The following is a 20,919-nucleotide window of genomic DNA, read 5'->3' as shown; positions in this document are numbered from 1 at the left end:
ATGAAGCGTCATTTTAAAATATATTTTACTCCATCAATATTGATCTGCTCAACTGATCTTGGAATTTGAACGATCTCAAAATTTTTGGTTCTTCTGGAAGTTAAATAGGGTTCGATAACAAATTGCTCAATTTTCTCAGGATTTGAATTTTCATGCATGATAAACCGAACTTTGTTGTTTCCTTTTACCGAAATAACTGCTTCTTTAAAATATTGATGGACTAAAACCTCATCGATCTGATCCGCTTTAAAATTTAAAACAAAACGCAATGCGATAAATGTCAAAACAAAATAAGTGACTCGAAGGAAGTTTTTTACATTGAATTTTAAAATCGCGAATCTTAATAAATAGATGATGATAAAAGCCACGAAAACCTCTAAAAGCGTCAGAGGAATGATCTTATAAAAAGCCAGATCGATCTCTGCGAAAAAATGAATTTCCTTCAACGTGTACGTTACGCAGAAATCATAAATCAAATTCAAGGAAGTGAACTGTAAAGAAAACGCGGTGAGCACCGTCATTAACAAAGCGAAAATAATTAAGATCTCTGAAAAAGGAATTATAACTAAGTTTGCGATAATTGAAATAAATGAATACTGATGAAAATAATAGATCACCAAAGGAAGTGTCGCCAACTGCGCCGAAATACTGATCGAAACAATGTTCATGAAAAAATTCTGAAAATTATTTTTCGGTTTTGGCAAATATTTCAAAATAGGTTGATTAAACCAGAATATTCCTAAAACCGCCAGAAAACTCAATTGAAATCCTACATCGAAAAGCTGATTGGTATCCGTAATTAAAATTGCGAGTCCCGCGATTGCCATAGAATGAAGCAGATCCGTTTTTCTTTGCAATAAAATAAAAGTGTAGTAAGCCGAGATCATCACGCAACTCCGAACGACAGAACTCCCGTAATCAATAAATATGGCAAAACTCCAGATCAATAAAAGCGAGATTATAATTTTGTAATTCTTTAATTTCGGTGGAAAGACTGGATTCAAAACAAGTAAGATCAACCAAAAAATAATCGCCATGTGAGAACCGGAAATCGCTAAAATATGCACCAGTCCAGATTTGCTGAAATCCCGAACAATCTCTTTATCCATTTCTGTGCGATCGGCGAGAATAATTCCTTTCGTAAATTCCCGACTTGCCTTACTTAAATTGGAATCGTCGATTTTACTTAAAGTTTCTAAACGTTTCTGACGAATTTTCTCCGCAAAAGAAAGATCATTTCGTTTACTGGATCGGAAAGAATTGGGCAAATAACTTTGAAAATAAATACCTTTTCTCCCCAGATATTTGCCGTAATCAAACTGAAAATCGCTGTATGGTTTTTCAATTTTGTTGATATAAATTTCGGCTTTGTAATAATGAAGATAATCAAAATCTTTTTCGTCTTTAGGAATTGACAATACACTTTTAAAAGATTCATTTCCTTTCCAGGCTTCAATTTCGTAGCGACGGCTTTTCTGATTGGAATTAAGCTTTTTAGTAATTTTGAAAATAATATTTTCTTTACTCTTTAAGTCTGGAAGTTGTGGTTTTTGCGAATTCAAAAAATGCGCGAAAATTCCCAAAGAGAAAAACAAAAGGAAAAGAGAAAGATGTCGTAACCGATAAAATAAGAATTTCTTAACAAGAAAAACGAAGAGCGAAAGAAAACATAGAATTAAAAACAAATAGATGTAATTACTTTCAACGTTGAAAGAATCCTGAAAGAAAATTCCAAGAATAAAACAAATACAAAGGATAAAAAGTGGTTGTTTTTGCAATGGTGTTTTCGTGTAAAATTATCAACTTCAATTGATAAAATTACGCGTGAAATCACCCTTTTATAATTATATCTGCGGCGTGGTCGCTTGCTCCTTTTCCGCCCAATTTTTGTCGTAAAAGTTCAAAATCCTGCAACATTTTTTCTCTGGAATTTCCGTCTAAAATCAACTGCAGTTCTTTAACTAAGTTTTTAGTATTAAGATCACTCTGAATCAATTCAGTCACAATTTTCTCATCCATAATTAAATTGACCAGAGAAATATATTTGATGTTTTTAACAACTCTTTTACCGATTTCATAGGAGATTCGGCTGCTTCTATAACATACAACTTCTGGAATATTGAGCAAAGCTGTTTCCAGAGTTGCAGTTCCTGATGTAACTAACGCCGCTTTCGAACATCGCAATAAATCGTAGGTTTTATTGGAAACAAAATGAACGTTTTCATCCACATATTTTTGGTAAAATTCTTTCGGCAAACTTGGCGCGCCTGCAATTACGAATTGATATTCTTTAAAATAAGGACGAACTGAAAGCATCAATTCTAACATCTTCGCCACTTCCTGTTCACGAGAACCCGGTAAAAGCGCAATAATTTCCTTTTCGTTTAAATTATTTTCCGCCTTAAATTTCTGAATATCTATTTCCTTTAAATCTGAAATCGCATCTAATAAAGGATGTCCTGTGAAATGCGCATCAACCTGGTGTTTTTTGTAAAAGTCTTTTTCAAACGGCAATATCACCAACATTTCATCGACAAATTTTCTAATTTTTTCTACACGACCTTCTTTCCAGGCCCAAAGCTGCGGCGAAATATAGTAGATGATTTTTATGCCTAAATTTTTTCCAAACTCTGCTATTCTTAAATTAAATCCAGGATAATCAACCAATATTAAAACATCGGGTTTATAATTCTGAATATCTTCTTTGCAAAATCTAATGTTTTTTAGAATTGTTCCCAAATTTTTGGCAACTTCAAGAAATCCCATGAATGCTAAATCCCGATAATGTTTCACGGGCGGAAATCCCGCAACTTCAGTCATTAAATCTCCACCCCAGAAACGAAATTCTGCAGTTGGATCTTTTCTTAAAAGTGACTTCATTAGATTGGAAGCGTGCAGATCTCCGGAAGCTTCTCCTGCGATAATGTAATATTTCAATTGATATTTTAAATTTAAATTTTAGTTTTAGGATCTTTCAACCATCAAATTAAAACCGATTATTTACCTTAATTTTGTTCAAAGATAAAATAAAAAAATGTCTGATTTAGAAATAAAAAATAAAATAGCCGAAAGCGGATTGGTCAATTTTGATCTCTCGCAACTGGTGCCAAAAGGAAAAAGAATCGGTATTGATTTAAAAGATTTCCTTTTCGAAGAACTGATTTTAAAGGAAAAAGATTTCAGAGAAAAAATCGAGAACATTAATGCAGAGGATTATAAAGATTGCTACGTTTACATTTATAATTCTGCAGATGCGATCGTTCCACTTTGGGCCTATTTTCTGCTGACCGCAAAACTGACGGAAACGGCAAAAAAAATAGTTTTTGGAAATCGCGAAGATCTAGAAGTTCTCTTGATGCATAATGCGGTGCAAACCTACGATTTTACAGAAATGATCGGTAAAAGAGTTTTGGTTAAAGGATGTTCCGATGAATCAATTCCCGAGAATGCGTATATCGAGCTGGTGGAACAATTGAAACCCCTCGTAAAATCTTTGATGTTCGGAGAAGCCTGTTCAAATGTCCCTATTTTTAAAAATTAAAGTTTAACATTTATTTAAGTTTTTGCAAAAAGTTTTAGGACTAATTTTTGATAACTTTGATTGTCAAATATCATTAACTTAATAATAAAACACTATGAGCTTACTCGACTTAATCACAGGCAGCACAGGAAATCAAGTTGCTTCTGATGCTGAAAACAAATTCGGAATCAGCAAAACGCAGGTTATCGCTTTACTGGCAGTTGCTGCACCACTGGTTATTTCTTACTTAAGAAAAAAATCCCAAGACAGTCCTGCAGATGCAGAAGCCTTGAATACAGCGCTTGATAAAGATCACGACGGAAGTATTTTAAATGATCCTTCTCAGGCAGCTGATCGGCAGCAAGAAGGAAGTTCAATTTTAGATCACGTTTTTGGAGATCAAAAATCAACGGTAGAAAATCAACTTTCACAGAATACGGGGATTTCAATGGATAAGATCGGACCGATTTTAGCCATGTTAGCTCCTGTCATTATGGGATTTATCGGGAAAGAAAAACAATCGAACGGTGTAACTTCCGGCGGTGGTTTAGGAGATCTGCTGGGCGGAATTTTGGGCAATGCAAGCAGCCACGTTCAGCAACAACAATCGCAAGGCGGCTCAAATCCTATAACTGATATTTTAGGAAGTGTTCTTGGCGGCGCGAACCAAAATTCAGGCGGTGGACTAGGAGGAATTCTCGAAAGCGTTCTTGGCGGTGGCAATCAGCAACAAGGTCAAGGCGGTTTGGGTGGACTTTTAGGCGGTCTCTTTGGCGGAAAATAATTCTACAAAAAATCAAATCATAAAAAAAACCGAGGATCATTCTTCGGTTTTTTTTATATCTACTCTTTAGTTTTCACCTCTTCGGTGTCTTCTTTTTTATCTGCTTTCGGTTTTGCAGCAGCTTTTGGTTTTTTTTCTACTTCTGCATTTTCAGTTTTCTCTGCTGGAGAAGCGACTGCTTTTTTCACTTTCTCCTTCGGCGCTTTTTTATCATTTTCATCTAATACTTTAACCGGGATTTCTATGACAGAACTGGCTTTTCTTGGTCTTTTGTTACCGTAGCTTCCCGCTATAATTTTTCCCTTTCTTGATTTTTTGTCTCCTTTTCCCATAATTAATTATTTTTAATGTATTGATTATACCAAAGTTAAAATAATAATTTGGCAAGCACTTCTTAAATAATCATAAAGTTTTGGGCGTGACCCTTTCCAGCGCTTATAATTATGCTGTAAATATTTCCAGCCGCTTGGGTCGGGCTTTCCATTACAATTCCTCATTCCACTTTGTTTCATTCCGGGATTTCCATTGCGATCCCTCACGCAGGGAATCGCTGAAAAATCACTTCTGAAAATCATCCAAAAAACTTATCTTTGCACCTGAAATTTCAGAGTAAATCTCAATTTCAATTTTAACTTCTAATATTTGAAAATTATGTTTCGTACGCACACCAACGGAGAATTAAACATCCAAAATCTTGATCAAACTGTTACTCTTTCCGGCTGGGTTCAAACCATCCGCGACAAAGGTTTTATGATGTGGATCGATCTTCGCGACCGTTACGGAATTACACAATTGGTATTTGATGCAGACCGTTCATCCGCAGAATTATTAGAAAACGCAAACAAACTCGGTCGTGAATTCGTCATTCAAGTTGAAGGAAAAGTCATTGAAAGAGTCAGCAAAAATCCAAAAATTCCAACCGGAGAAATTGAAATCCTTGTTGAAAAACTGACCATTTTAAATGCATCAGAAGTTCCACCATTTACCATCGAAGACCAAACTGATGGTGGCGAAGAACTGAGAATGAAATACAGATATTTAGACATCCGAAGAAATCCGGTGAAAGACAAATTAATTTTCCGTCACAAAATGGCGCAGAAAGTGAGAAACTATTTATCCGAACAAGATTTCATCGAAGTAGAAACTCCGGTTCTTATCAAATCAACTCCGGAAGGAGCGAGAGATTTCGTCGTTCCAAGCCGGATGAATCCTGGACAGTTTTATGCCTTGCCACAATCGCCACAAACATTCAAACAATTATTAATGATCGGCGGAATGGACCGTTATTTTCAGATCGTTAAATGTTTCCGTGATGAAGATTTAAGAGCCGACCGTCAACCGGAATTTACACAGATCGATTGCGAAATGGCGTTTGTAGAACAGGAAGATGTTTTGGAAATCTTCGAAGGAATGACCGCAACTTTATTGAAAGATATCGCTGGAAAAGAATTCGGCAAATTTCCAAGAATGACTTTCGCTGACGCCATGAAAAAATACGGAAACGATAAGCCGGACATTAGATTCGGGATGGAATTCGTGGAAGTGAATGAATTGGTAAAAGAAAAAGATTTCAAAATATTCGACGACGCAGAATTGGTAGTCGGAATCAATGTTGAAGGTTGCGCAGAATATACCAGAAAACAAATCGACGAATTGATCGATTGGGTAAAACGCCCACAAGTTGGCGCAAACGGAATGATTTGGATTAAATTCCAGAATGATGGTGTTGTTACTTCTTCCGTAAATAAATTTTATAACGAAGAAGATTTAAAGAAAATCACAGAAAAATTCGGAGCAAAAGCAGGAGATTTAATTTTCCTAATGTCCGGAAACGAAAATAAAGTAAGAACCCAACTTTCTGCCTTGAGAATGGAATTGGGAAACAGATTGGGATTAAGAAATCCAAAAGAATTCGCACCACTTTGGGTCATCGATTTCCCATTGTTAGAATGGGATGAAGAAACAAATCGTTATCACGCAATGCACCATCCGTTTACTTCGCCAAAACCTGAAGACGTTCATTTATTAAAAACCGATCCAGGAAAAGCCAGAGCAAATGCTTATGATTTAATCCTCAACGGAAATGAAATCGGTGGTGGTTCGGTAAGAATTTTTGATAAAGATCTACAGGCTAAAATGTTCAATCTTTTAGGATTCACCAAAGAAGATGCAGAAGCACAATTTGGATTCTTGATGAATGCCTTCCAATATGGAGCTCCGCCTCACGCAGGTTTAGCTTTAGGTTTTGACCGTTTGGTTGCTATTTTAGATGGCAATGAAGTAATTAGAGATTATATCGCTTTCCCCAAAAACAATTCCGGACGAGATGTGATGATTGATGCGCCAAGTGCGATTTCTAACGAGCAATTGGATGAGTTGGAACTTAAGTTAAATTTAAAAGCTTAAAACTTTACGCATTACTTTGCCTATTTTCTGATGAATGAAATTATGACGATCCAACTCTACTACGATGAAGATATAGAAAGAGAAAATCAAAAATTCTTATTTAAACTGACGTGGAAAAAATTTTTGAAAGATTGGAAAAAACTCGTACTTTTTACTTTAGTTATCGTGTTTTTGGGATTTTACCCGATAAAAAATTTCGATAGCAATTTGATATATTACCTTATTAGATTCGGAGCGATCTACCTTTTAATTTATTGGGTAATCATATTGCGTTCCTATATTAAAGCAAAAAAAGAATTTCAAAAAAAACTTGATCAAATGATCACCGAATTAAATAAGGCTGATCAAAATTTATTTGCAATTATTTTAAATGAAAATTTAATTGAAATTAAAAATCCTTTTAACAACTTTAGTTCCGTTTGGGACAAAACCAGCTATCAGTTGATTGAAAACAGGATTATAATAAGCTTTCTAAACAATACTTTAAATTTTGTGCTCGATCATTCTGAATTTAGAAATGCAGACTTTGAAATTTTGAAAGATTACATTCATGAAAAATCTTCTGAGCTATTTTAAGGCAATTTCGCCACTAAACTCTCCGGCAGTATTTTCAAAATAAAATAAATCATTTTCCATTTGAAATTCGGAACAATCCAGAAGGAATTCCCTGCATTTACAATATGTTTTGCGACATAATCTGGTTCCATCAAAAGGTTTCTATTCAATTCTAAACCTTCATTAATTTTGGTGTTAATATATCCGCTCACCAAAACATTAACGATAATATTTCTCGAAGATAATTCTTGTCGAAGTCCAGCCAAATATTGCGTGAACGCAGATTTCGTACTTCCATAAATGAAATTACTTTTTCTCCCACGAACGCCGGAAAGTGAGGACAGACCGACAATTCTTTCCAGATTTTTATTCGTTTCATCCGTCACAATAATATTCAGAATAGAAACTGCACCTATATAGTTGACTTCCATCATTTGTTTTGCACTTGTGAAATCGTGCAGCGCTTTTTGATTCTCCACTAAAAAACCTGCAGCATAAATTACGATGTTTGGTTTTCTTGGAAGTTCATCATAAAATTTTTGATGAGAATTAAAATCGGCTGCATCGAAATAATTGACTGTAATTTTTGAAGAATCTATATTATTTTCTAGAACGAAACTCTTCAAAGAATCGAGATTTCGAGAAGAAGCAATAATGAAAAAACCCATTTCCAGATATTGCAAAATGCATTGTTTCGCCACATCGGAATTAGCGCCTAAAATAAGAACTGTTTTGTTGGAATTATTATTCATCGACTATTTGGCACGAAGTCTCTCTTTAATTTTACCAATATTTTCTTTCGCAGAATCTTCTAAAATTAAACTCGCACTCATCAAAATTCTTTCGGGCATTAGCTGTTCGAAATGCTCCGTTCCTTCCCAGGAGACTTTTTTTATCAAAGCCAAAGCGTCTGAACTTCGACCAGAAAGAACTTCCATAAATTTTTCAATTTTAGCATCCATCTCCGGAATATTTTCAGAAACTGACTGATAAATATCGTGGCTTTCACACCATTCTGCACTGCGGAAATCAGCATCAATCGACATTGCAGAATAAGCGGATTTTCCAATTTTCCTTTCTACAAATGGTCCAATCACAAATGGTCCAATTCCTAAATTTAATTCTGTTAAAGCCAAAGCAGACTCTTTTGTGGCAAAACAATAATCTGCTGCGCAAGCAATTCCGACTCCACCGCCAGTTGTTTTTCCCTGAACTCTGACAATGACTAATTTCCCGCAAGATCTCATGGCATTTAAAACTTTAGCAAAACCTCCAAAGAATATTTTTGATTTTTCCAGTTCTTCAATTTCTAATAATTCATCGAAACTTGCACCGCCACAAAAGGATTTTTCTCCTTCGCTTTTTAACAAAATTGCTTTTACTTCTTTTTTTGCGCCTTCGTTTAAAATAGTTTGAGCGAGTAATTCTAAAATTTCTCCCGGTAAAGAATTACTTTTTGGAGTTCCAAAAGTGATTTCTGAGATATTATTCTTTAATTCTTGATTGACAAATCCGTTGTTCATTAGGCTTTATTTAGGGCGATTAAATATTTATCGATGTATAATTGTTTTTCCTTGCTTTTGTATTGCTGGATATATCTCGGATGCTCCAACACGGTCAGTTTATCAAAGAAATGTTCCTGCCTGTTGATCTTATCAATGAAGGTGGCGTTCTTTTTTCCTAAGATGAAAACTTCCGAAGTATCTAAACCCAAACTAATATGATCTTTTAAAGTTTGAATCATAAAAGGTTTTACGGCTTCGAAGAGTTTTTTATCATCATAATAATTAGCATTTAATCCACCCCGAATTGTTTTGCGAATAATTGCGAGCGGAAACGGAGAATTAATATAGAATTCCTTGTAAAAATTTTCCGGTCCGCCGAAGTTCATAATAACATCATAGAGATAAACTGAAGAAATTTCATGTGTGTGCGAGGATTTCATTTCAATTCCACAAACCGTTTCCAGTCTTTTTGTATCGGTAAAAGGAACGCCAGTAACTCCAGCTCCGTGGCGACTGGGATTAATTCCGATGATGAATTTTCTTTGGTTGTGATCATTGTAAAACTTTTTGTAAAAATCGGTCATCACAGTTAAAGTTTCGGGATTATCGAAGAAAGGATTGAGCACATCGAAACCTTCAGGAAGCTCTCCAGAATAATGTAATTTTTTATTGAATTCTACTACTTTTTCGCCGATGGTTTTTTTCAAAACAGTACCTTTAATTTATTTAGATAGCGTTCCTCAGGAACGCAAATACATTATTTCCAATTTAATTCTACAGAGATAAAGTTCCTCAGGAACATTTATCTTATTTACAAAATACTTTCTAAATTATCATCTTTAATAGATCAACTGCTTCTTCTCTTTTTTACTCCACCCAGCTTGACTTTGATATTTCCCAAAGAAAATTTTTAAATCTGCCTGGCTTTCGAAATCTACAAAATAGATTTTTTTGTCCGCCTGACTCGGATATTTCACAAAGAACCACTTTCCTTCGTTTCCTTCGGCTTGGCTTTGGTAATCGACTTTATAAACTTTTAAATCTGCCTGACTTTCATATTTCACTACATAAACTTTCACATCTGCTTCACTTTGGTAATCAACAGAAAAAACTTTCTGTGCAGGAAACTGCAAAGTAAAAAAAAGTCCAAAAATCAAGGCTAGATATTTTTCCATTTCATTTAACTTGTAAAAAGTCCGAATTGTTCAAAATGATGAGTCACATGTTTTTGGTGAAATAATTCCATCATCTCTTTATTTAAGTTTCCAAAGACGAAATGCAAATGTTCTGCATCTGGGTTTTCCCGGTAATAGATCTGATAATTCTTAACGGACTCTATAAAATGAGTTTTGGCTTCCTCTAGATTTTTATATTTCAATTCGGGTAATTTTCCGTCTTCTAAAAATGGTGCTGGGAAATCTTTAGGCATTTTATAAAAATTATAAAGGGAATCCTGATATTTCTCTAGTTGTTCCTCCGGAGTTTTACATTCAGAAGTTTCCAATTCGCCGGTGCTGTATTTCATGGTTGTTTCTAAATGTTCCAACATTTGTTGAGCATTCATTTGTCCCCAATTCGGTACAGATTTATCCGTTAAATTATTTAAACGTTTTGCAAAGTCTTTATAATCAATTTTAATAAAAGGAGATTTTTTCGCAACCAAAGTTAAAATCGTAGCGACACAAACAGTTTCTTCTCTTTGATTCACGACTTCAACCAACCATTTCACAACGCCGCTTGGAACGTTTCTTCCTTTTACACCTTTGTTGATTCTTTCTTTCGCCGTTAAATAAACGGTGATCGTATCTCCCGCATAAACTGGCTTAAAGAAATTGGCATTTTCCAAACCATAATTTGCGATAACCGGACCTTTTTTGCCAGAGACAAATAATCCTGCAGCGGCGGAAAGAATGAAATATCCATGAGCCACCGTTTTGTCGAAAATAGTTCCGTTCAGGGAAGTTGCATCGGTATGGGCATAAAAATGATCCCAAGAAACATTTCCAAAGTTTACGATATCTGCTTCAGTAACCGTTCTTCCGGCAGTTTCTAATGAATCACCGATTTCTACTTCTTCAAAATATTTTCTAAATGGATGTTTTTCCGAATAATTTGGAGTCGCTCCCTGCTGATAAACTTTGGTGATCGCTGTTAAAATATCTGGTGAACCTTGAATCGCTGTTTTTTGTAAGAAGAAATGAAGTCCGTTTAAACCACCCATTTCTTCGCCACCTCCTGCTCTTCCGGGACCGCCGTGCATTAATGTCGGCAAAGGTGAACCGTGACCTGTAGATTCTTTCGCATTATCGCGATTCAGAACAAAAATTCTTCCGTGCGTTGTTGCCATTTTCCAGGCAGTTTCTGCTACAAATTTTTCGTCGTGAGAAATAATGGAACCCACCAAACTTCCTTTTCCGCGTTTTGCTAAAGCTGCAGCTTCTTCCGCATCTTTGTACGGCATTATTGTGGAAACCGGACCGAAAGCTTCTACATCATGGGAAATGTTTTTTTCAAAAGGTTTGTCATTTAAAAATAATTTAGGACTCATAAATGAACCACTTTCGTAATTAGCATCTACCAGATTCTGTTTTCCGTCGTAAATTAATTCGGTTTCAGTTTTTAATAATTCTATTTTTTCAGAAACTTCAGCGAATTGATCTTTTCCCGCAAGTGCGCCCATTCTGGTTTCGCGGCTTAATGGATTTCCGATTTTTACCTGATCTAAAGATTTTATCAGCGAATTTTGAACATCTCCAATTAAATTTTCGGGAACTATAATTCTTCGGATTGCAGTACATTTCTGACCAGATTTGGTCGTCATTTCATTTCGAACTTCTTTAATGAAAAGGTCATATTCCGGAGTTCCGGGTTTTGCATCTAAACCTAAAATGGAGCAATTTAAAGAATCGGCTTCCATATTAAACCGCACTGAATTTTGCGCGATGGAAGGCATTGATTTTAATTTTTTTCCCGTGGAAGCAGAACCTGTGAAAAGCACAGAATCTCCGTCTTTCATATATTCCAGCATATTTCCGGCACTTCCACAAATGAGTTGCAGTGAACCTTCGGGAAGAATTCCGCTTTCAATAATATCCTCGAAAACTGCATGAGTCAAATAACTTGTTGGTGTTGCAGGTTTCACTAAACTTGGAACTCCGGCCAAAAGCGAAGTTGAAAGTTTCTCTAACATTCCCCAAACCGGAAAATTATAGGCATTTATTTGTACTGAAATCCCTTCACTTGGCGTGAGAATATGTGTTCCGAGAAAAGTTCCATTGGCTCCCAATTTCTGGGTATCGCCATCGACCCAAAATGGGGTGTTTGGTAACATTCTTTTTGCCAAACCGGAATAAGTGAAAAAAGTTCCGAATCCACCTTCGATATCTACCCAGGAATCTGCATGAGTTGCACCAGTTTTGTAAGAGATTTCGTAATACTTTTTCTTTCTCTCGAGAAGATATAATGCGATATTTTTCAACATTTCGCCCCGATCATAAAAAGTCATCGAAGCTAAATTTTTGTAACCAACTGTTCGACCAAAATCCAAAGCGTGTTCGAAATTAATTCCTTTCGTGTCAACAATGGCAACTTTATCGCCATTCACTGAATTATAGAGCTGTGTTCCGTCGCCGGATCCTTCGACCCATTCTCCGTATATATAATTTTTAAGTTTCATTATTGATTAGAATTTTTAAAATTATTAGTAATGATTTTAAATAAAAAATAGAGCAAAGTTAAAATAAAAACAAAATCGAGGGTGATCACCACCGCTGCAAAAACATTATAAATAAGAACTTTTTGATGCAGGAATTCTGCTGCTTTTTGATTATCAACATGTTCTAATGCCTCTGTAATTCCGATGCTTTGTCTGATGAGATAGAAAGCCAGAAAATTGAGTGGAAGTAAAATAATTATTCCGGAAATGGTCCATCTTTTCTTGGTAAAATTTTTAAACATTCACCGTTGTTTTTATCGTGTTAAATTACGAATTTTATCTTTCGCAGAGTAAACAGAAGTAATAAATAGGAGTAATATAAACCCGATGAAAAAGCGATATTCTCCGGGTGCGGGAAAAAACGCAAACTTAAAAAAAACATTAAGAACAAGAAGCGCGGCTAAACTTCTGACCCAAAGATCTTTGGTAAAGTAAAAAACTGCAATTAAACACACAAGTGAAATCAAGGTTATTTTTTTGAAATTAGTAATGTTATCAAGAAAAACCTGTCGGTATTCGTGAAATGAGAAATTTGCATTTCCGGTTATAATCATTCTTCTTTGGATAAAGGAATCATAGAAGACATCTTTCCAGCCGGGATAATTATTGATTTTTAAAATTAAAAAGTAAGTTGCCATCATTCCGACTCCAAAAACTATAGGCATCCAATTGATTTTTCTTTTTTTATATAAATGATAAAGAAAATATATCCCCAAATAACTAATCCCGAAAATGATAAAATCTGGTCTGGAAAAAATGACGAGCATTAAAATCATAAACTGGATGTATAATTCCTGCTTTTTCACTACGCTATAACCGAACCAAGTTAAAATTAAGACAGTCAACATATCGGGAGACGGAATTGTAGCGAGATATCTGAAAGGCGGAATCAGCAATACAATCAAGGTTAAAATAAAAGGAATTAATTTTTTATCTTTTAAAATTTCTTTGAAAATAGAATAAAGCACGAATCCAAAAATAAAAAAGGAAATAATATTGGGCAAAAACGCAGCAATTGGGAGGGAAAAACCGATTTTATGGAAACAGAAAATTAAGAATACGTAAAAAACTTTAATGGAATAATAGGAAATCTGGAGGTTGAAAGCGTCACCATTTTTAGAGATCCAATCATTCCAATTTCCTTTCACATGAAAGCCGACCATTTTCTCATACTGAAATTTTGGAGCTTCGCTTTTAATGAGTGCATAAACATTTTCTTGAATATTTAAATTATTGGAGGGATTTTCTACAAGGTAATAACTCCCTAAATATCCCGGCATATCCCATCCATACTCACGATTTTCAAAATTTAAATAAAATAGTACGAAACTTATTGTAAATAAAATTAGGAGATAAATTTTATTGCTCCATTTTTCAAAGGTCATAGGAAAAAAGGGTTAAAAGATGGTTATTAATTCTGAGGGTTAAATATAATGAATTTTAAATTTTGCGGGCATCTCATTTGAGCAAAAATCTGCGCCCCATATTAAACGGCACGTTTGAACTCTCCCGGTGCACTTGATCGCGAAGCGAGTAGTGAAAGCCGGAAAATGCGCGCTAGAAAAATTAGTAGAAAAGCCTTTAGAGGAAGTGAAGCATGCGCTAAGAAAAATTCCCTCTCAAAATAAATTGAAAGGGAATCTGTAAGTATTTGAAGAATTTATCTTTGGTTCATCTCCACGTAATCGCGTTTTTGAGCTCCCTGATAAACCTGTCTTGGTCTGCCGATCGGATCGTTGTGCAAACGCATTTCTTTCCACTGAGAAATCCATCCCGGTAAACGTCCTAAAGCGAACATTACAGTGAACATTTCTGTCGGAATTCCTAAAGCGCGGTAAATAATTCCGGAATAGAAATCTACGTTTGGATAGAGTTTTCTGCTTACGAAATACTCGTCTTCCAGCGCTACTCTTTCTAACTGACGTGCAATATCTAAGGCTTTGTCTTCGATTCCTAATGAATTAAGAATGTCATCTGCTGCTTTTTTGATGATGGTTGCTCTTGGATCGAAGTTTTTGTAAACTCTGTGTCCGAATCCCATCAAACGGAAATTATCGTCTTTATTTTTTGCTTTCTCTACATATTTTGCGACATTACCACCATCTTTTTCGATCATTTCAAGCATTTCGATCACTGCCTGATTTGCACCACCGTGAAGTGGACCCCAAAGTGCAGAAATCCCTGCGGAAACTGAAGCGAAAAGACCTGTATGTGCGGAACCAACCATTCTTACAGTTGATGTAGAGCAGTTTTGCTCGTGGTCTGCGTGAAGAATTAATAATTTATCTAAAGCGCCAACAACAACCGGATCTAAATGAAACTCCTGGTTTGGACGACGGAAACACATTTTGTAGAAATTCTCTACATAGTTTAAACTGTCATCACCATGATTGATGGAAAGTCCCATTTTTTTACGGTAAGTCCAGGCGCAAAGGTGAGAAAATTTAGCGATGAGCATTTCTGCAGCGTGATCCATATCTTCTTTTGAAGTTACATCAACCGCTTTTGGATTAAAGGCTGTTAAAGCAGAAGTTAGGGAAGATAAAACTCCCATTGGATGGGCTGAACGAGGAAAAACGTCGATGAGTCTTTTCATTTCGTCAGCAACGAAATTGTATTTCTTGATTCCTTTTTCGAAACCTGCAAACTGGTCTGAAGTTGGTAAACTGCCGTTCAACAATAGATAAATTACCTCGGTAAAATTCGATTTTTCTGCAATTTGCTCAATTGGATAACCTCTGTAATATAATTCTCCATTATCGCCATCTAAATAAGTGATATCACTGATCGTCGCTCCTGTATTTTTATATCCTAAGTCTAAAGTAATTAATCCGGTTTGGTCCCTCAATTTTGAGATATCGATTCCTCTGTCGCCGATTGTACTTTCTATGATGGGATACTCAAAGGCTTTCCCGTCATAATTTAATATAACTTTGTTATCTGACATTTTAATTTATTTTTTTACTAATTTATGAATATTAAGAGAAAACCACAAACGATTTTTCTCATTCCCGATTAATTCTATCTATTATCGCTTTATTTTGAAAGCATCCATTCCAGGGAAAATTGCTGTCTCCCCTAAAGCCTCTTCAATTCTCAAAAGCTGATTATATTTCGCCATTCTGTCTGAACGGGAAGCAGAACCGGTTTTGATCTGGCCGCAATTCATTGCAACCGCTAAATCAGCGATGGTTGAATCCTCGGTTTCTCCTGATCTGTGAGACATTACGGTGGTGTATTTGTTATTTTGGGCCATTTGCACAGCTGCCATGGTTTCAGACAAAGTACCGATCTGGTTTACTTTAATTAAAATAGAGTTTGCAATATCTCCGGCAATTCCTTTGGCTAAAATTTCGGTGTTCGTTACGAATAAATCGTCACCAACGATCTGAACCGTTTTTCCTAATCTTTCGGTTAATAATTTCCAACCTTCCCAGTCATTTTCATCCATACCGTCTTCGATTGAAATGATCGGATATTTGGAAGCCAGTTCAGCTAAATAGTCAACTTGCTCTTCGCGAGTTCTGCATGCACCATTTTCTCCTTCAAATTTTCTGTAATCGTATTTTCCATCAACATAAAATTCTGAAGCTGCAGAATCTAAAGCAAACATAATATCATCTCCAGCTTTGTAACCTGCGTTTGAAATTGCTTGTGTTAAAGTATCTAAAGCGTCTTCCGTACCATGAAATTTTGGGGCAAAACCACCTTCATCACCAACTGCGGTGGAAAGATCTCTCTTTTTTAAGATTGATTTTAATTCGTGGAAAATCTCTGTCCCTTTCTGTAACGCGTGAGAAAATGAATCTGCCTTTACGGGCATGATCATGAATTCCTGAAAAGCAATAGGCGCGTCTGAATGCGAACCGCCATTAATTACATTCATCATCGGAACAGGAAGTGTATTTGCATTTACACCGCCAATATATTTATACAAAGGAATTTTTAATTCTATCGCCGCTGCTTTTGCTACTGCTAAAGAAACACCCAGAATTGCATTTGCACCAAGGTTGGCTTTGTTTGGAGTTCCGTCTAACTCGATCATCAGCTGATCGATAAAATTTTGCTCAAAAACAGAAGTCCCAATTAATTCAGGAGCAATAACTTCTCTTACATTTTCTACGGCTTTCAAAACTCCTTTTCCGCCATATTCTTTAGCTCCATCGCGTAATTCTACGGCTTCATGTTCACCTGTAGAAGCTCCGGAAGGAACTGCAGCCCGTCCCATTGCACCACTTTCTGTGAAAACATCAACTTCAATTGTAGGATTTCCTCTGGAATCAAAAATTTGTCTTGCTTCAATGTAAGAAATGTAACTCATTGTATTTATTTTAAGTTTTATTAATGATTACAAATTTAGTTAAAATTGAATGATTGCCGTTGATTTCTGCAATGATTTTACCTGGGTTTGAGTTAAAATTAAGTTAATTGTACGGCTTAACTGAGAATTAGAAAAGTTATCATTAAATTTGAATTAACGACAAAATCACTACCAATGAAAAAGACAATCATCACCCTATCAACTTCCTTACTTCTGTTGACATTTAGCTGTAATAAAAGTACAGAGGGTAATAAAGGTGTTATCAAAAAGGAAAATGGATATTCGGAAAATCTGCCAAAAGACAGTTTAAGCGTTACCGAAAATGCCGGAAATAAAACTGCGCAGGAATATACTGAACGTTATGTTGCTGAGGATGGCTCATCTGCTTTGGTCACCTTTAAAAATACGGATAAAGAAAAAAGCATCAGCATTAGAAGCAATAACAAAACGATCTCTGCACCGGAGAAAAAGAAAACTTCAGATGGTACGATTTACGGAAACTACGATTTCGAGATTATGGCGAAGACCGACAGTATTACGATTACGCAGGGAAATAATATTATTAAGTTGAAGAAAGCGAGAGGACAGTAGGTGAAGACTCATGGAAAAAGAGCCAAGTGAAAAGATCCAAGTAAAAAGTAAAAATACCCAAGAAGAATTTGAGGATTTGAGGATTTGAGGATTTGAGGATTTGAGGATTTGAGGATTTGAGGATTTGAGGATTTGAGGATTTGAGGATTTGAGGATTTGAGGATTTGAGGATTTGAGGATTTGAGGATTTGAGGATTTGAGGATTTGAGGATTTGAGGATTTGAGGATTATCAAAAAGTTAAAAAAATTTTGGGAGATCAGTTGTTTTTTTCTAATTTGAAAAGACACTACTTTTACACGGTATTTCCTAGCCCCGATTGAAGCGGCATCCTTTTCTGAGGAGGCACGACGAGCAAAAGATATAGCCCTTCGACAGGCTCAGGATAAACTACAAGCGGGATTAAGCTACATAAAAAAAGCCATTCAAATTAATGAATGGCTTTTTAGTATATCAAAGTTGGGGATAATTATTCCGCAGCTTTTTCTTCTGTTGAATCAGCAGCTTCTGCTGTTGGCTCTTCAGTTTTAACTTCTTTGGCAGGGATCGTTGCTGCGTCAGCTACAGTTTCTGTCGCTTTTGGAGTCGCTCTTCTGCTTCTTCTTGTTACTTTTTTCTCTTCAGCATTCGGGTTGTAAAGCTCATTGAAATCTACCAATTCGATCATTGCCATATCGGCAGCATCTCCTTGTCTAAATCCTGTTTTAATGATTCTTGTATAACCGCCTGGTCTTGATGCAATCTTAGGAGCAACTGTTCTGAATAATTCAGTAACTGCTTCTTTGCTTTGCAAGTAGGAGAAAACCGTTCTTCTGTTGTGTGTAGTATCGTCTTTCGATTTTGTAAGGATAGGCTCAACGTACACTCTCAAAGCTTTCGCTTTTGCAACAGTAGTCATGATTCTTTTATGCTCAATAAGAGAACAAGCCATATTAGAAAGCATCGCACTTCTGTGTGAAGCTGTTCTAGATAAGTGATTGAATTTTTTACCGTGTCTCATTGTTATTTATTTGTCAGCGTCTAATTTATATTTAGCAACGTCGAAACCGAAGTTAAGACCTTTTGCATGCACTAATTCTTCTAATTCTGTTAATGATTTTTTACCGAAATTTCGGAATTTCATCAAATCAGACTTCGTGTAAGAAACCAGTTCTCCTAAAGTTTCTACTTCAGCAGCTTTCAAGCAGTTGAGTGCTCTTACGGACAAGTCCATATCTGTTAATTTAGATTTAAGAAGTTGTCTTGTATGTAAAGTTTCTTCATCGTATTGAATAGATGCTTTTACAGCTTCAGTCTCCAACGTAATTCTCTCGTCGGAGAACAACATGAAGTGATAAATTAATATCTTAGAAGCTTCAGTTAAAGCATTTTGAGGGGAGATGGAGCCATCAGTCTCAATATCTAAAACGAGTTTTTCGTAGTCTGTTTTTTGCTCGACACGATAATTTTCAACACTGTACTGCACTTTTTTGATCGGCGTAAAGATAGAGTCGATTGCAATGGTACCAATAGCAGCATTGTTCGTCTTGTTTTGATCCGATGGAACATAACCTCTTCCTTTCTCAACGTTGAATGTAATTTCGAATTTCACATCCTTGTTAAGATTACAGATGATCAACTCTGGGTTCAAAATTTCGAAACCTTGAATTGATTTTCCTAAATCTCCTGCAGTTACGGTCGTTTGTCCGGAAACTTTTGCAGAAACTGTTTCTGCCGTAGCAGCTTCAGTTTTAGCTTTAAGTCTTAACTGTTTAAGATTCAGAATAATTTCTGTAACGTCTTCTATAACACCCGGAATTGTTGAAAATTCGTGCTCTACGCCTTCTATTTTGATAGAGGAAATAGCATATCCTTCTAGAGAAGAAAGCAATACTCTTCTCAAAGCATTACCGATCGTAAGTCCGAAACCTGGCTCCAATGGTCTGAATTCAAATTGACCTTTGAAATCATCGGAGTTAAGAAGGATTACTTTATCGGGTTTAATAAATGTTAAAATTGCCATATAATTTGGGTTGAGCAAAAATTTGAAAAAATTATTATTTAGAGTAAAGTTCGACGATCAACTGTTCTTTCAAGTCTTCCGGGATTTGAATTCTCTCCGGAGCTGCGATGAAAGTACCTTGTTTAGTTTCGTCGTTGAATTGTAACCACTCATAACTTGACTTATAAGCTAATGAATCAGCAATAACTTCCAAAGATTTTGATTTCTCTCTGATTGCTACCACGTCTCCAGCTTTAAGCGTGTAAGATGCGATGTTTACTAATTCTCCATTTACTGTGATGTGTCTGTGAGAAACCAATTGTCTTGCACCGGCTCTGGTTTTCGCAAACCCGAATCTGTACACTACATTGTCTAATCTAGATTCACATAATTGCAATAGTACTTCACCTGTAACGCCTTTTGCTCGGTTGGCTTTTTCGTACATATTAGCAAATTGTCTTTCTAAAATACCATAGGTATATTTAGCTTTTTGCTTTTCCATTAACTGAACAGCATATTCGGATTTCTTAGATCCTCTTCTTTTGTTCACACCATGTTGTCCTGGTGGTTGGTTCTTTCTTTTCTCGAAGTTTTTGTCGTCTCCGTAAATTGCAGCACCAAATTTTCTTGCAATTTTCGTTTTAGGTCCAATATATCTTGCCATATTTTATAAGATTTTAGATTCTAGATTTTAGATTTTAGATCAGAATGGGTTTGCCATTAAGAATTTAAAACTAAAACATAAAATGATAGATTATACTCTTCTTCTTTTTGGTGGTCTACATCCGTTATGTGGCATAGGAGTCACGTCAACGATTTCACTAACTTCAATTCCTGAATTGTGAATAGTTCTGATGGCAGATTCTCTACCTGCACCAGGACCTTTCACGTAAACCTTTACTCTGCGTAGTCCAGCGTCATGAGCTACTGTAGAGCAATTTTCTGCAGCCATTTGTGCTGCGAAGGGAGTATTCTTTTTAGAACCTCTGAATCCCATTTTTCCGGCAGATGCCCAAGAGATTACTTCTCCGTTTTTATTCGTTAAAGAAATAATGATATTGTTAAAAGTTGCCTGAATATGAGCTTCCCCAATTGCTTCAACTTTAACTTTTCTTTTCTTAACTGCTTTTGTCTGTTTTGCCATAATTCTTACCGATTATTTACTTGCTTTTTTCTTGTTAGCAACAGTTTTTCGTTTTCCTTTTCGGGTTCTAGAATTATTTTTAGTTCTTTGTCCTCTTAAAGGTAATCCAAGTCTGTGACGTATTCCTCGTTGGCAACCAATATCCATCAATCGCTTGATGTTAGTTGAAGTTTCAGTACGCAATTCACCTTCTACTTTTACGTGTTCAGTGATGTAGGTTCTGATCAATGCCAATTCATCGTCATTCCATTCGTTGACTTTCTTGTCTTCGCTGATACCGGCGGCTTTAAGGATCTTAGAAGAAGTACTTCTTCCAACTCCGAAAATATAGGTTAAGCCGATAACGCCTCTTTTGTTCTTTGGTAAATCAATACCGGAAATTCTCGCCATAATTTAATT

The 20,919-nt window shown here is 35.8% G+C and carries 21 protein-coding genes and 1 pseudogene; 5 read left to right on the top strand and 17 right to left on the bottom strand.

Annotated elements, in window-relative coordinates; all coding sequences use genetic code 11:
* Window positions 1-8 precede the first annotated feature (8 nt).
* Both IV494_RS13345 and lpxB read right to left on the bottom strand, forming a co-directional pair.
* Window positions 9-1,685, bottom strand: a complete 1,677-nt coding sequence (locus tag IV494_RS13345; RefSeq protein WP_196080613.1) for a ComEC/Rec2 family competence protein — start codon at window positions 1,683-1,685, stop codon at window positions 9-11.
* Between the two features lie 145 nt (window positions 1,686-1,830).
* Window positions 1,831-2,937, bottom strand: a complete 1,107-nt coding sequence (gene lpxB, locus IV494_RS13340) for a lipid-A-disaccharide synthase (protein ID WP_196080612.1) — start codon at window positions 2,935-2,937, stop codon at window positions 1,831-1,833.
* A gap of 97 nt (window positions 2,938-3,034) precedes the next feature.
* Between lpxB and IV494_RS13335 the strand changes: the two genes are divergently transcribed.
* Window positions 3,035-3,541: a DUF2480 family protein gene (locus IV494_RS13335; RefSeq protein WP_196080611.1), complete on the top strand. Its 507-nt coding sequence runs from the start codon at window positions 3,035-3,037 to the stop codon at window positions 3,539-3,541.
* Between the two features lie 94 nt (window positions 3,542-3,635).
* Window positions 3,636-4,304, top strand: a complete 669-nt coding sequence (locus IV494_RS13330) for a DUF937 domain-containing protein (RefSeq protein ID WP_196080610.1) — start codon at window positions 3,636-3,638, stop codon at window positions 4,302-4,304.
* A gap of 256 nt (window positions 4,305-4,560) precedes the next feature.
* Here IV494_RS13330 and IV494_RS13325 read toward each other — a convergent pair.
* Window positions 4,561-4,636 (bottom strand): annotated as a pseudogene (locus IV494_RS13325) (30S ribosomal protein THX); the annotation flags it as partial.
* Window positions 4,637-4,955: 319 nt separating this feature from the next.
* Here IV494_RS13325 and aspS point away from each other — a divergent pair.
* A complete protein-coding gene (gene aspS, locus IV494_RS13320; protein WP_196080609.1) occupies window positions 4,956-6,710 on the top strand; it encodes an aspartate--tRNA ligase in 1,755 nt (584 codons plus the stop codon).
* A 42-nt stretch (window positions 6,711-6,752) separates the two neighbouring features.
* A complete protein-coding gene (locus IV494_RS13315) occupies window positions 6,753-7,286 on the top strand; it encodes a hypothetical protein (protein WP_196080608.1) in 534 nt (177 codons plus the stop codon).
* On the opposite strand, the gene IV494_RS13310 is transcribed toward IV494_RS13315, so the two are convergent.
* From IV494_RS13310 to eno, 9 genes are all read right to left on the bottom strand, one after another.
* Window positions 7,283-8,017, bottom strand: a complete 735-nt coding sequence (locus tag IV494_RS13310; RefSeq protein WP_196080607.1) for an SDR family NAD(P)-dependent oxidoreductase — start codon at window positions 8,015-8,017, stop codon at window positions 7,283-7,285. The two genes, IV494_RS13315 and IV494_RS13310, sit on opposite strands and share 4 nt — an antisense overlap.
* Before the next feature lie 3 nt (window positions 8,018-8,020).
* Window positions 8,021-8,788: an enoyl-CoA hydratase/isomerase family protein gene (locus IV494_RS13305; protein WP_196080606.1), complete on the bottom strand. Its 768-nt coding sequence runs from the start codon at window positions 8,786-8,788 to the stop codon at window positions 8,021-8,023.
* The gene (locus IV494_RS13300) at window positions 8,788-9,477 is read right to left on the bottom strand and encodes an SMUG2 DNA glycosylase family protein (protein WP_196080605.1); all 690 of its coding nucleotides are present in this window, start codon (window positions 9,475-9,477) and stop codon (window positions 8,788-8,790) included. The genes IV494_RS13305 and IV494_RS13300 overlap by 1 nt, the downstream gene beginning before the upstream one ends.
* A 132-nt stretch (window positions 9,478-9,609) precedes the next feature.
* The gene (locus IV494_RS13295; protein ID WP_196080604.1) at window positions 9,610-9,945 is read right to left on the bottom strand and encodes a DUF6150 family protein; all 336 of its coding nucleotides are present in this window, start codon (window positions 9,943-9,945) and stop codon (window positions 9,610-9,612) included.
* 5 nt (window positions 9,946-9,950) lie between these two features.
* A complete protein-coding gene (gene paaZ, locus IV494_RS13290) occupies window positions 9,951-12,449 on the bottom strand; it encodes a phenylacetic acid degradation bifunctional protein PaaZ (RefSeq protein WP_196080794.1) in 2,499 nt (832 codons plus the stop codon).
* Window positions 12,446-12,727, bottom strand: a complete 282-nt coding sequence (locus IV494_RS13285) for a hypothetical protein (protein WP_196080603.1) — start codon at window positions 12,725-12,727, stop codon at window positions 12,446-12,448. The genes paaZ and IV494_RS13285 overlap by 4 nt, the downstream gene beginning before the upstream one ends.
* Before the next feature lie 12 nt (window positions 12,728-12,739).
* Window positions 12,740-13,870, bottom strand: coding sequence for a hypothetical protein (locus tag IV494_RS13280; RefSeq protein WP_196080602.1), 1,131 nt, complete (start codon window positions 13,868-13,870; stop codon window positions 12,740-12,742).
* 275 nt (window positions 13,871-14,145) lie between these two features.
* Entirely contained in the window at window positions 14,146-15,432 is a 1,287-nt protein-coding gene (locus tag IV494_RS13275) for a citrate synthase (protein WP_196080601.1), read from the bottom strand.
* Window positions 15,433-15,513: 81 nt separating this feature from the next.
* Complete coding sequence (gene eno, locus IV494_RS13270) at window positions 15,514-16,806, bottom strand: phosphopyruvate hydratase (protein ID WP_196080600.1); 1,293 nt, start codon at window positions 16,804-16,806, stop codon at window positions 15,514-15,516.
* Window positions 16,807-16,980: 174 nt separating this feature from the next.
* Here eno and IV494_RS13265 point away from each other — a divergent pair, with 174 nt between their 5' ends.
* Window positions 16,981-17,397, top strand: coding sequence for a hypothetical protein (locus tag IV494_RS13265; RefSeq protein ID WP_196080599.1), 417 nt, complete (start codon window positions 16,981-16,983; stop codon window positions 17,395-17,397).
* Window positions 17,398-17,864: 467 nt separating this feature from the next.
* Here IV494_RS13265 and rplQ read toward each other — a convergent pair whose 3' ends face one another.
* The 5 genes from rplQ to rpsM form a co-directional block, all read right to left on the bottom strand.
* Entirely contained in the window at window positions 17,865-18,395 is a 531-nt protein-coding gene (gene rplQ, locus IV494_RS13260; RefSeq protein ID WP_196080598.1) for a 50S ribosomal protein L17, read from the bottom strand.
* A gap of 6 nt (window positions 18,396-18,401) precedes the next feature.
* Window positions 18,402-19,397, bottom strand: a complete 996-nt coding sequence (locus IV494_RS13255) for a DNA-directed RNA polymerase subunit alpha (protein WP_196080597.1) — start codon at window positions 19,395-19,397, stop codon at window positions 18,402-18,404.
* A gap of 34 nt (window positions 19,398-19,431) precedes the next feature.
* Window positions 19,432-20,040: a 30S ribosomal protein S4 gene (rpsD, locus tag IV494_RS13250; protein WP_196080596.1), complete on the bottom strand. Its 609-nt coding sequence runs from the start codon at window positions 20,038-20,040 to the stop codon at window positions 19,432-19,434.
* A 90-nt stretch (window positions 20,041-20,130) separates the two neighbouring features.
* Entirely contained in the window at window positions 20,131-20,520 is a 390-nt protein-coding gene (gene rpsK, locus IV494_RS13245) for a 30S ribosomal protein S11 (protein ID WP_039349111.1), read from the bottom strand.
* A 12-nt stretch (window positions 20,521-20,532) separates the two neighbouring features.
* On the bottom strand, window positions 20,533-20,910 hold the full coding sequence (rpsM, locus tag IV494_RS13240; protein ID WP_039349114.1) for a 30S ribosomal protein S13: 378 nt from the start codon (window positions 20,908-20,910) through the stop codon (window positions 20,533-20,535).
* Window positions 20,911-20,919 lie beyond the last annotated feature (9 nt).

The organism is Kaistella gelatinilytica, assembly GCF_015679325.1.
Classification (GTDB): Bacteria; Bacteroidota; Bacteroidia; order Flavobacteriales; family Weeksellaceae; genus Kaistella; species Kaistella gelatinilytica.
Note: the sequence above shows the minus strand (reverse complement) of the source record. Positions and strands in the feature narration are given on the sequence as shown.

Coding starts and splice junctions, on each gene's coding strand:
- IV494_RS13335 (WP_196080611.1), top strand. CDS start 3,035: ATGTCTGATTTAGAAATAAAAAATAAAATAGCCGAAAGCGGATTGGTC.
- IV494_RS13330 (WP_196080610.1), top strand. CDS start 3,636: ATGAGCTTACTCGACTTAATCACAGGCAGCACAGGAAATCAAGTTGCT.
- aspS (WP_196080609.1), top strand. CDS start 4,956: ATGTTTCGTACGCACACCAACGGAGAATTAAACATCCAAAATCTTGAT.
- IV494_RS13315 (WP_196080608.1), top strand. CDS start 6,753: ATGACGATCCAACTCTACTACGATGAAGATATAGAAAGAGAAAATCAA.
- IV494_RS13310 (WP_196080607.1), bottom strand. CDS start 8,017: ATGAATAATAATTCCAACAAAACAGTTCTTATTTTAGGCGCTAATTCC.
- IV494_RS13305 (WP_196080606.1), bottom strand. CDS start 8,788: ATGAACAACGGATTTGTCAATCAAGAATTAAAGAATAATATCTCAGAA.
- IV494_RS13295 (WP_196080604.1), bottom strand. CDS start 9,945: ATGGAAAAATATCTAGCCTTGATTTTTGGACTTTTTTTTACTTTGCAG.
- IV494_RS13285 (WP_196080603.1), bottom strand. CDS start 12,727: ATGTTTAAAAATTTTACCAAGAAAAGATGGACCATTTCCGGAATAATT.
- IV494_RS13280 (WP_196080602.1), bottom strand. CDS start 13,870: ATGACCTTTGAAAAATGGAGCAATAAAATTTATCTCCTAATTTTATTT.
- IV494_RS13275 (WP_196080601.1), bottom strand. CDS start 15,432: ATGTCAGATAACAAAGTTATATTAAATTATGACGGGAAAGCCTTTGAG.
- eno (WP_196080600.1), bottom strand. CDS start 16,806: ATGAGTTACATTTCTTACATTGAAGCAAGACAAATTTTTGATTCCAGA.
- IV494_RS13265 (WP_196080599.1), top strand. CDS start 16,981: ATGAAAAAGACAATCATCACCCTATCAACTTCCTTACTTCTGTTGACA.
- rplQ (WP_196080598.1), bottom strand. CDS start 18,395: ATGAGACACGGTAAAAAATTCAATCACTTATCTAGAACAGCTTCACAC.
- IV494_RS13255 (WP_196080597.1), bottom strand. CDS start 19,397: ATGGCAATTTTAACATTTATTAAACCCGATAAAGTAATCCTTCTTAAC.
- rpsD (WP_196080596.1), bottom strand. CDS start 20,040: ATGGCAAGATATATTGGACCTAAAACGAAAATTGCAAGAAAATTTGGT.
- rpsK (WP_039349111.1), bottom strand. CDS start 20,520: ATGGCAAAACAGACAAAAGCAGTTAAGAAAAGAAAAGTTAAAGTTGAA.
- rpsM (WP_039349114.1), bottom strand. CDS start 20,910: ATGGCGAGAATTTCCGGTATTGATTTACCAAAGAACAAAAGAGGCGTT.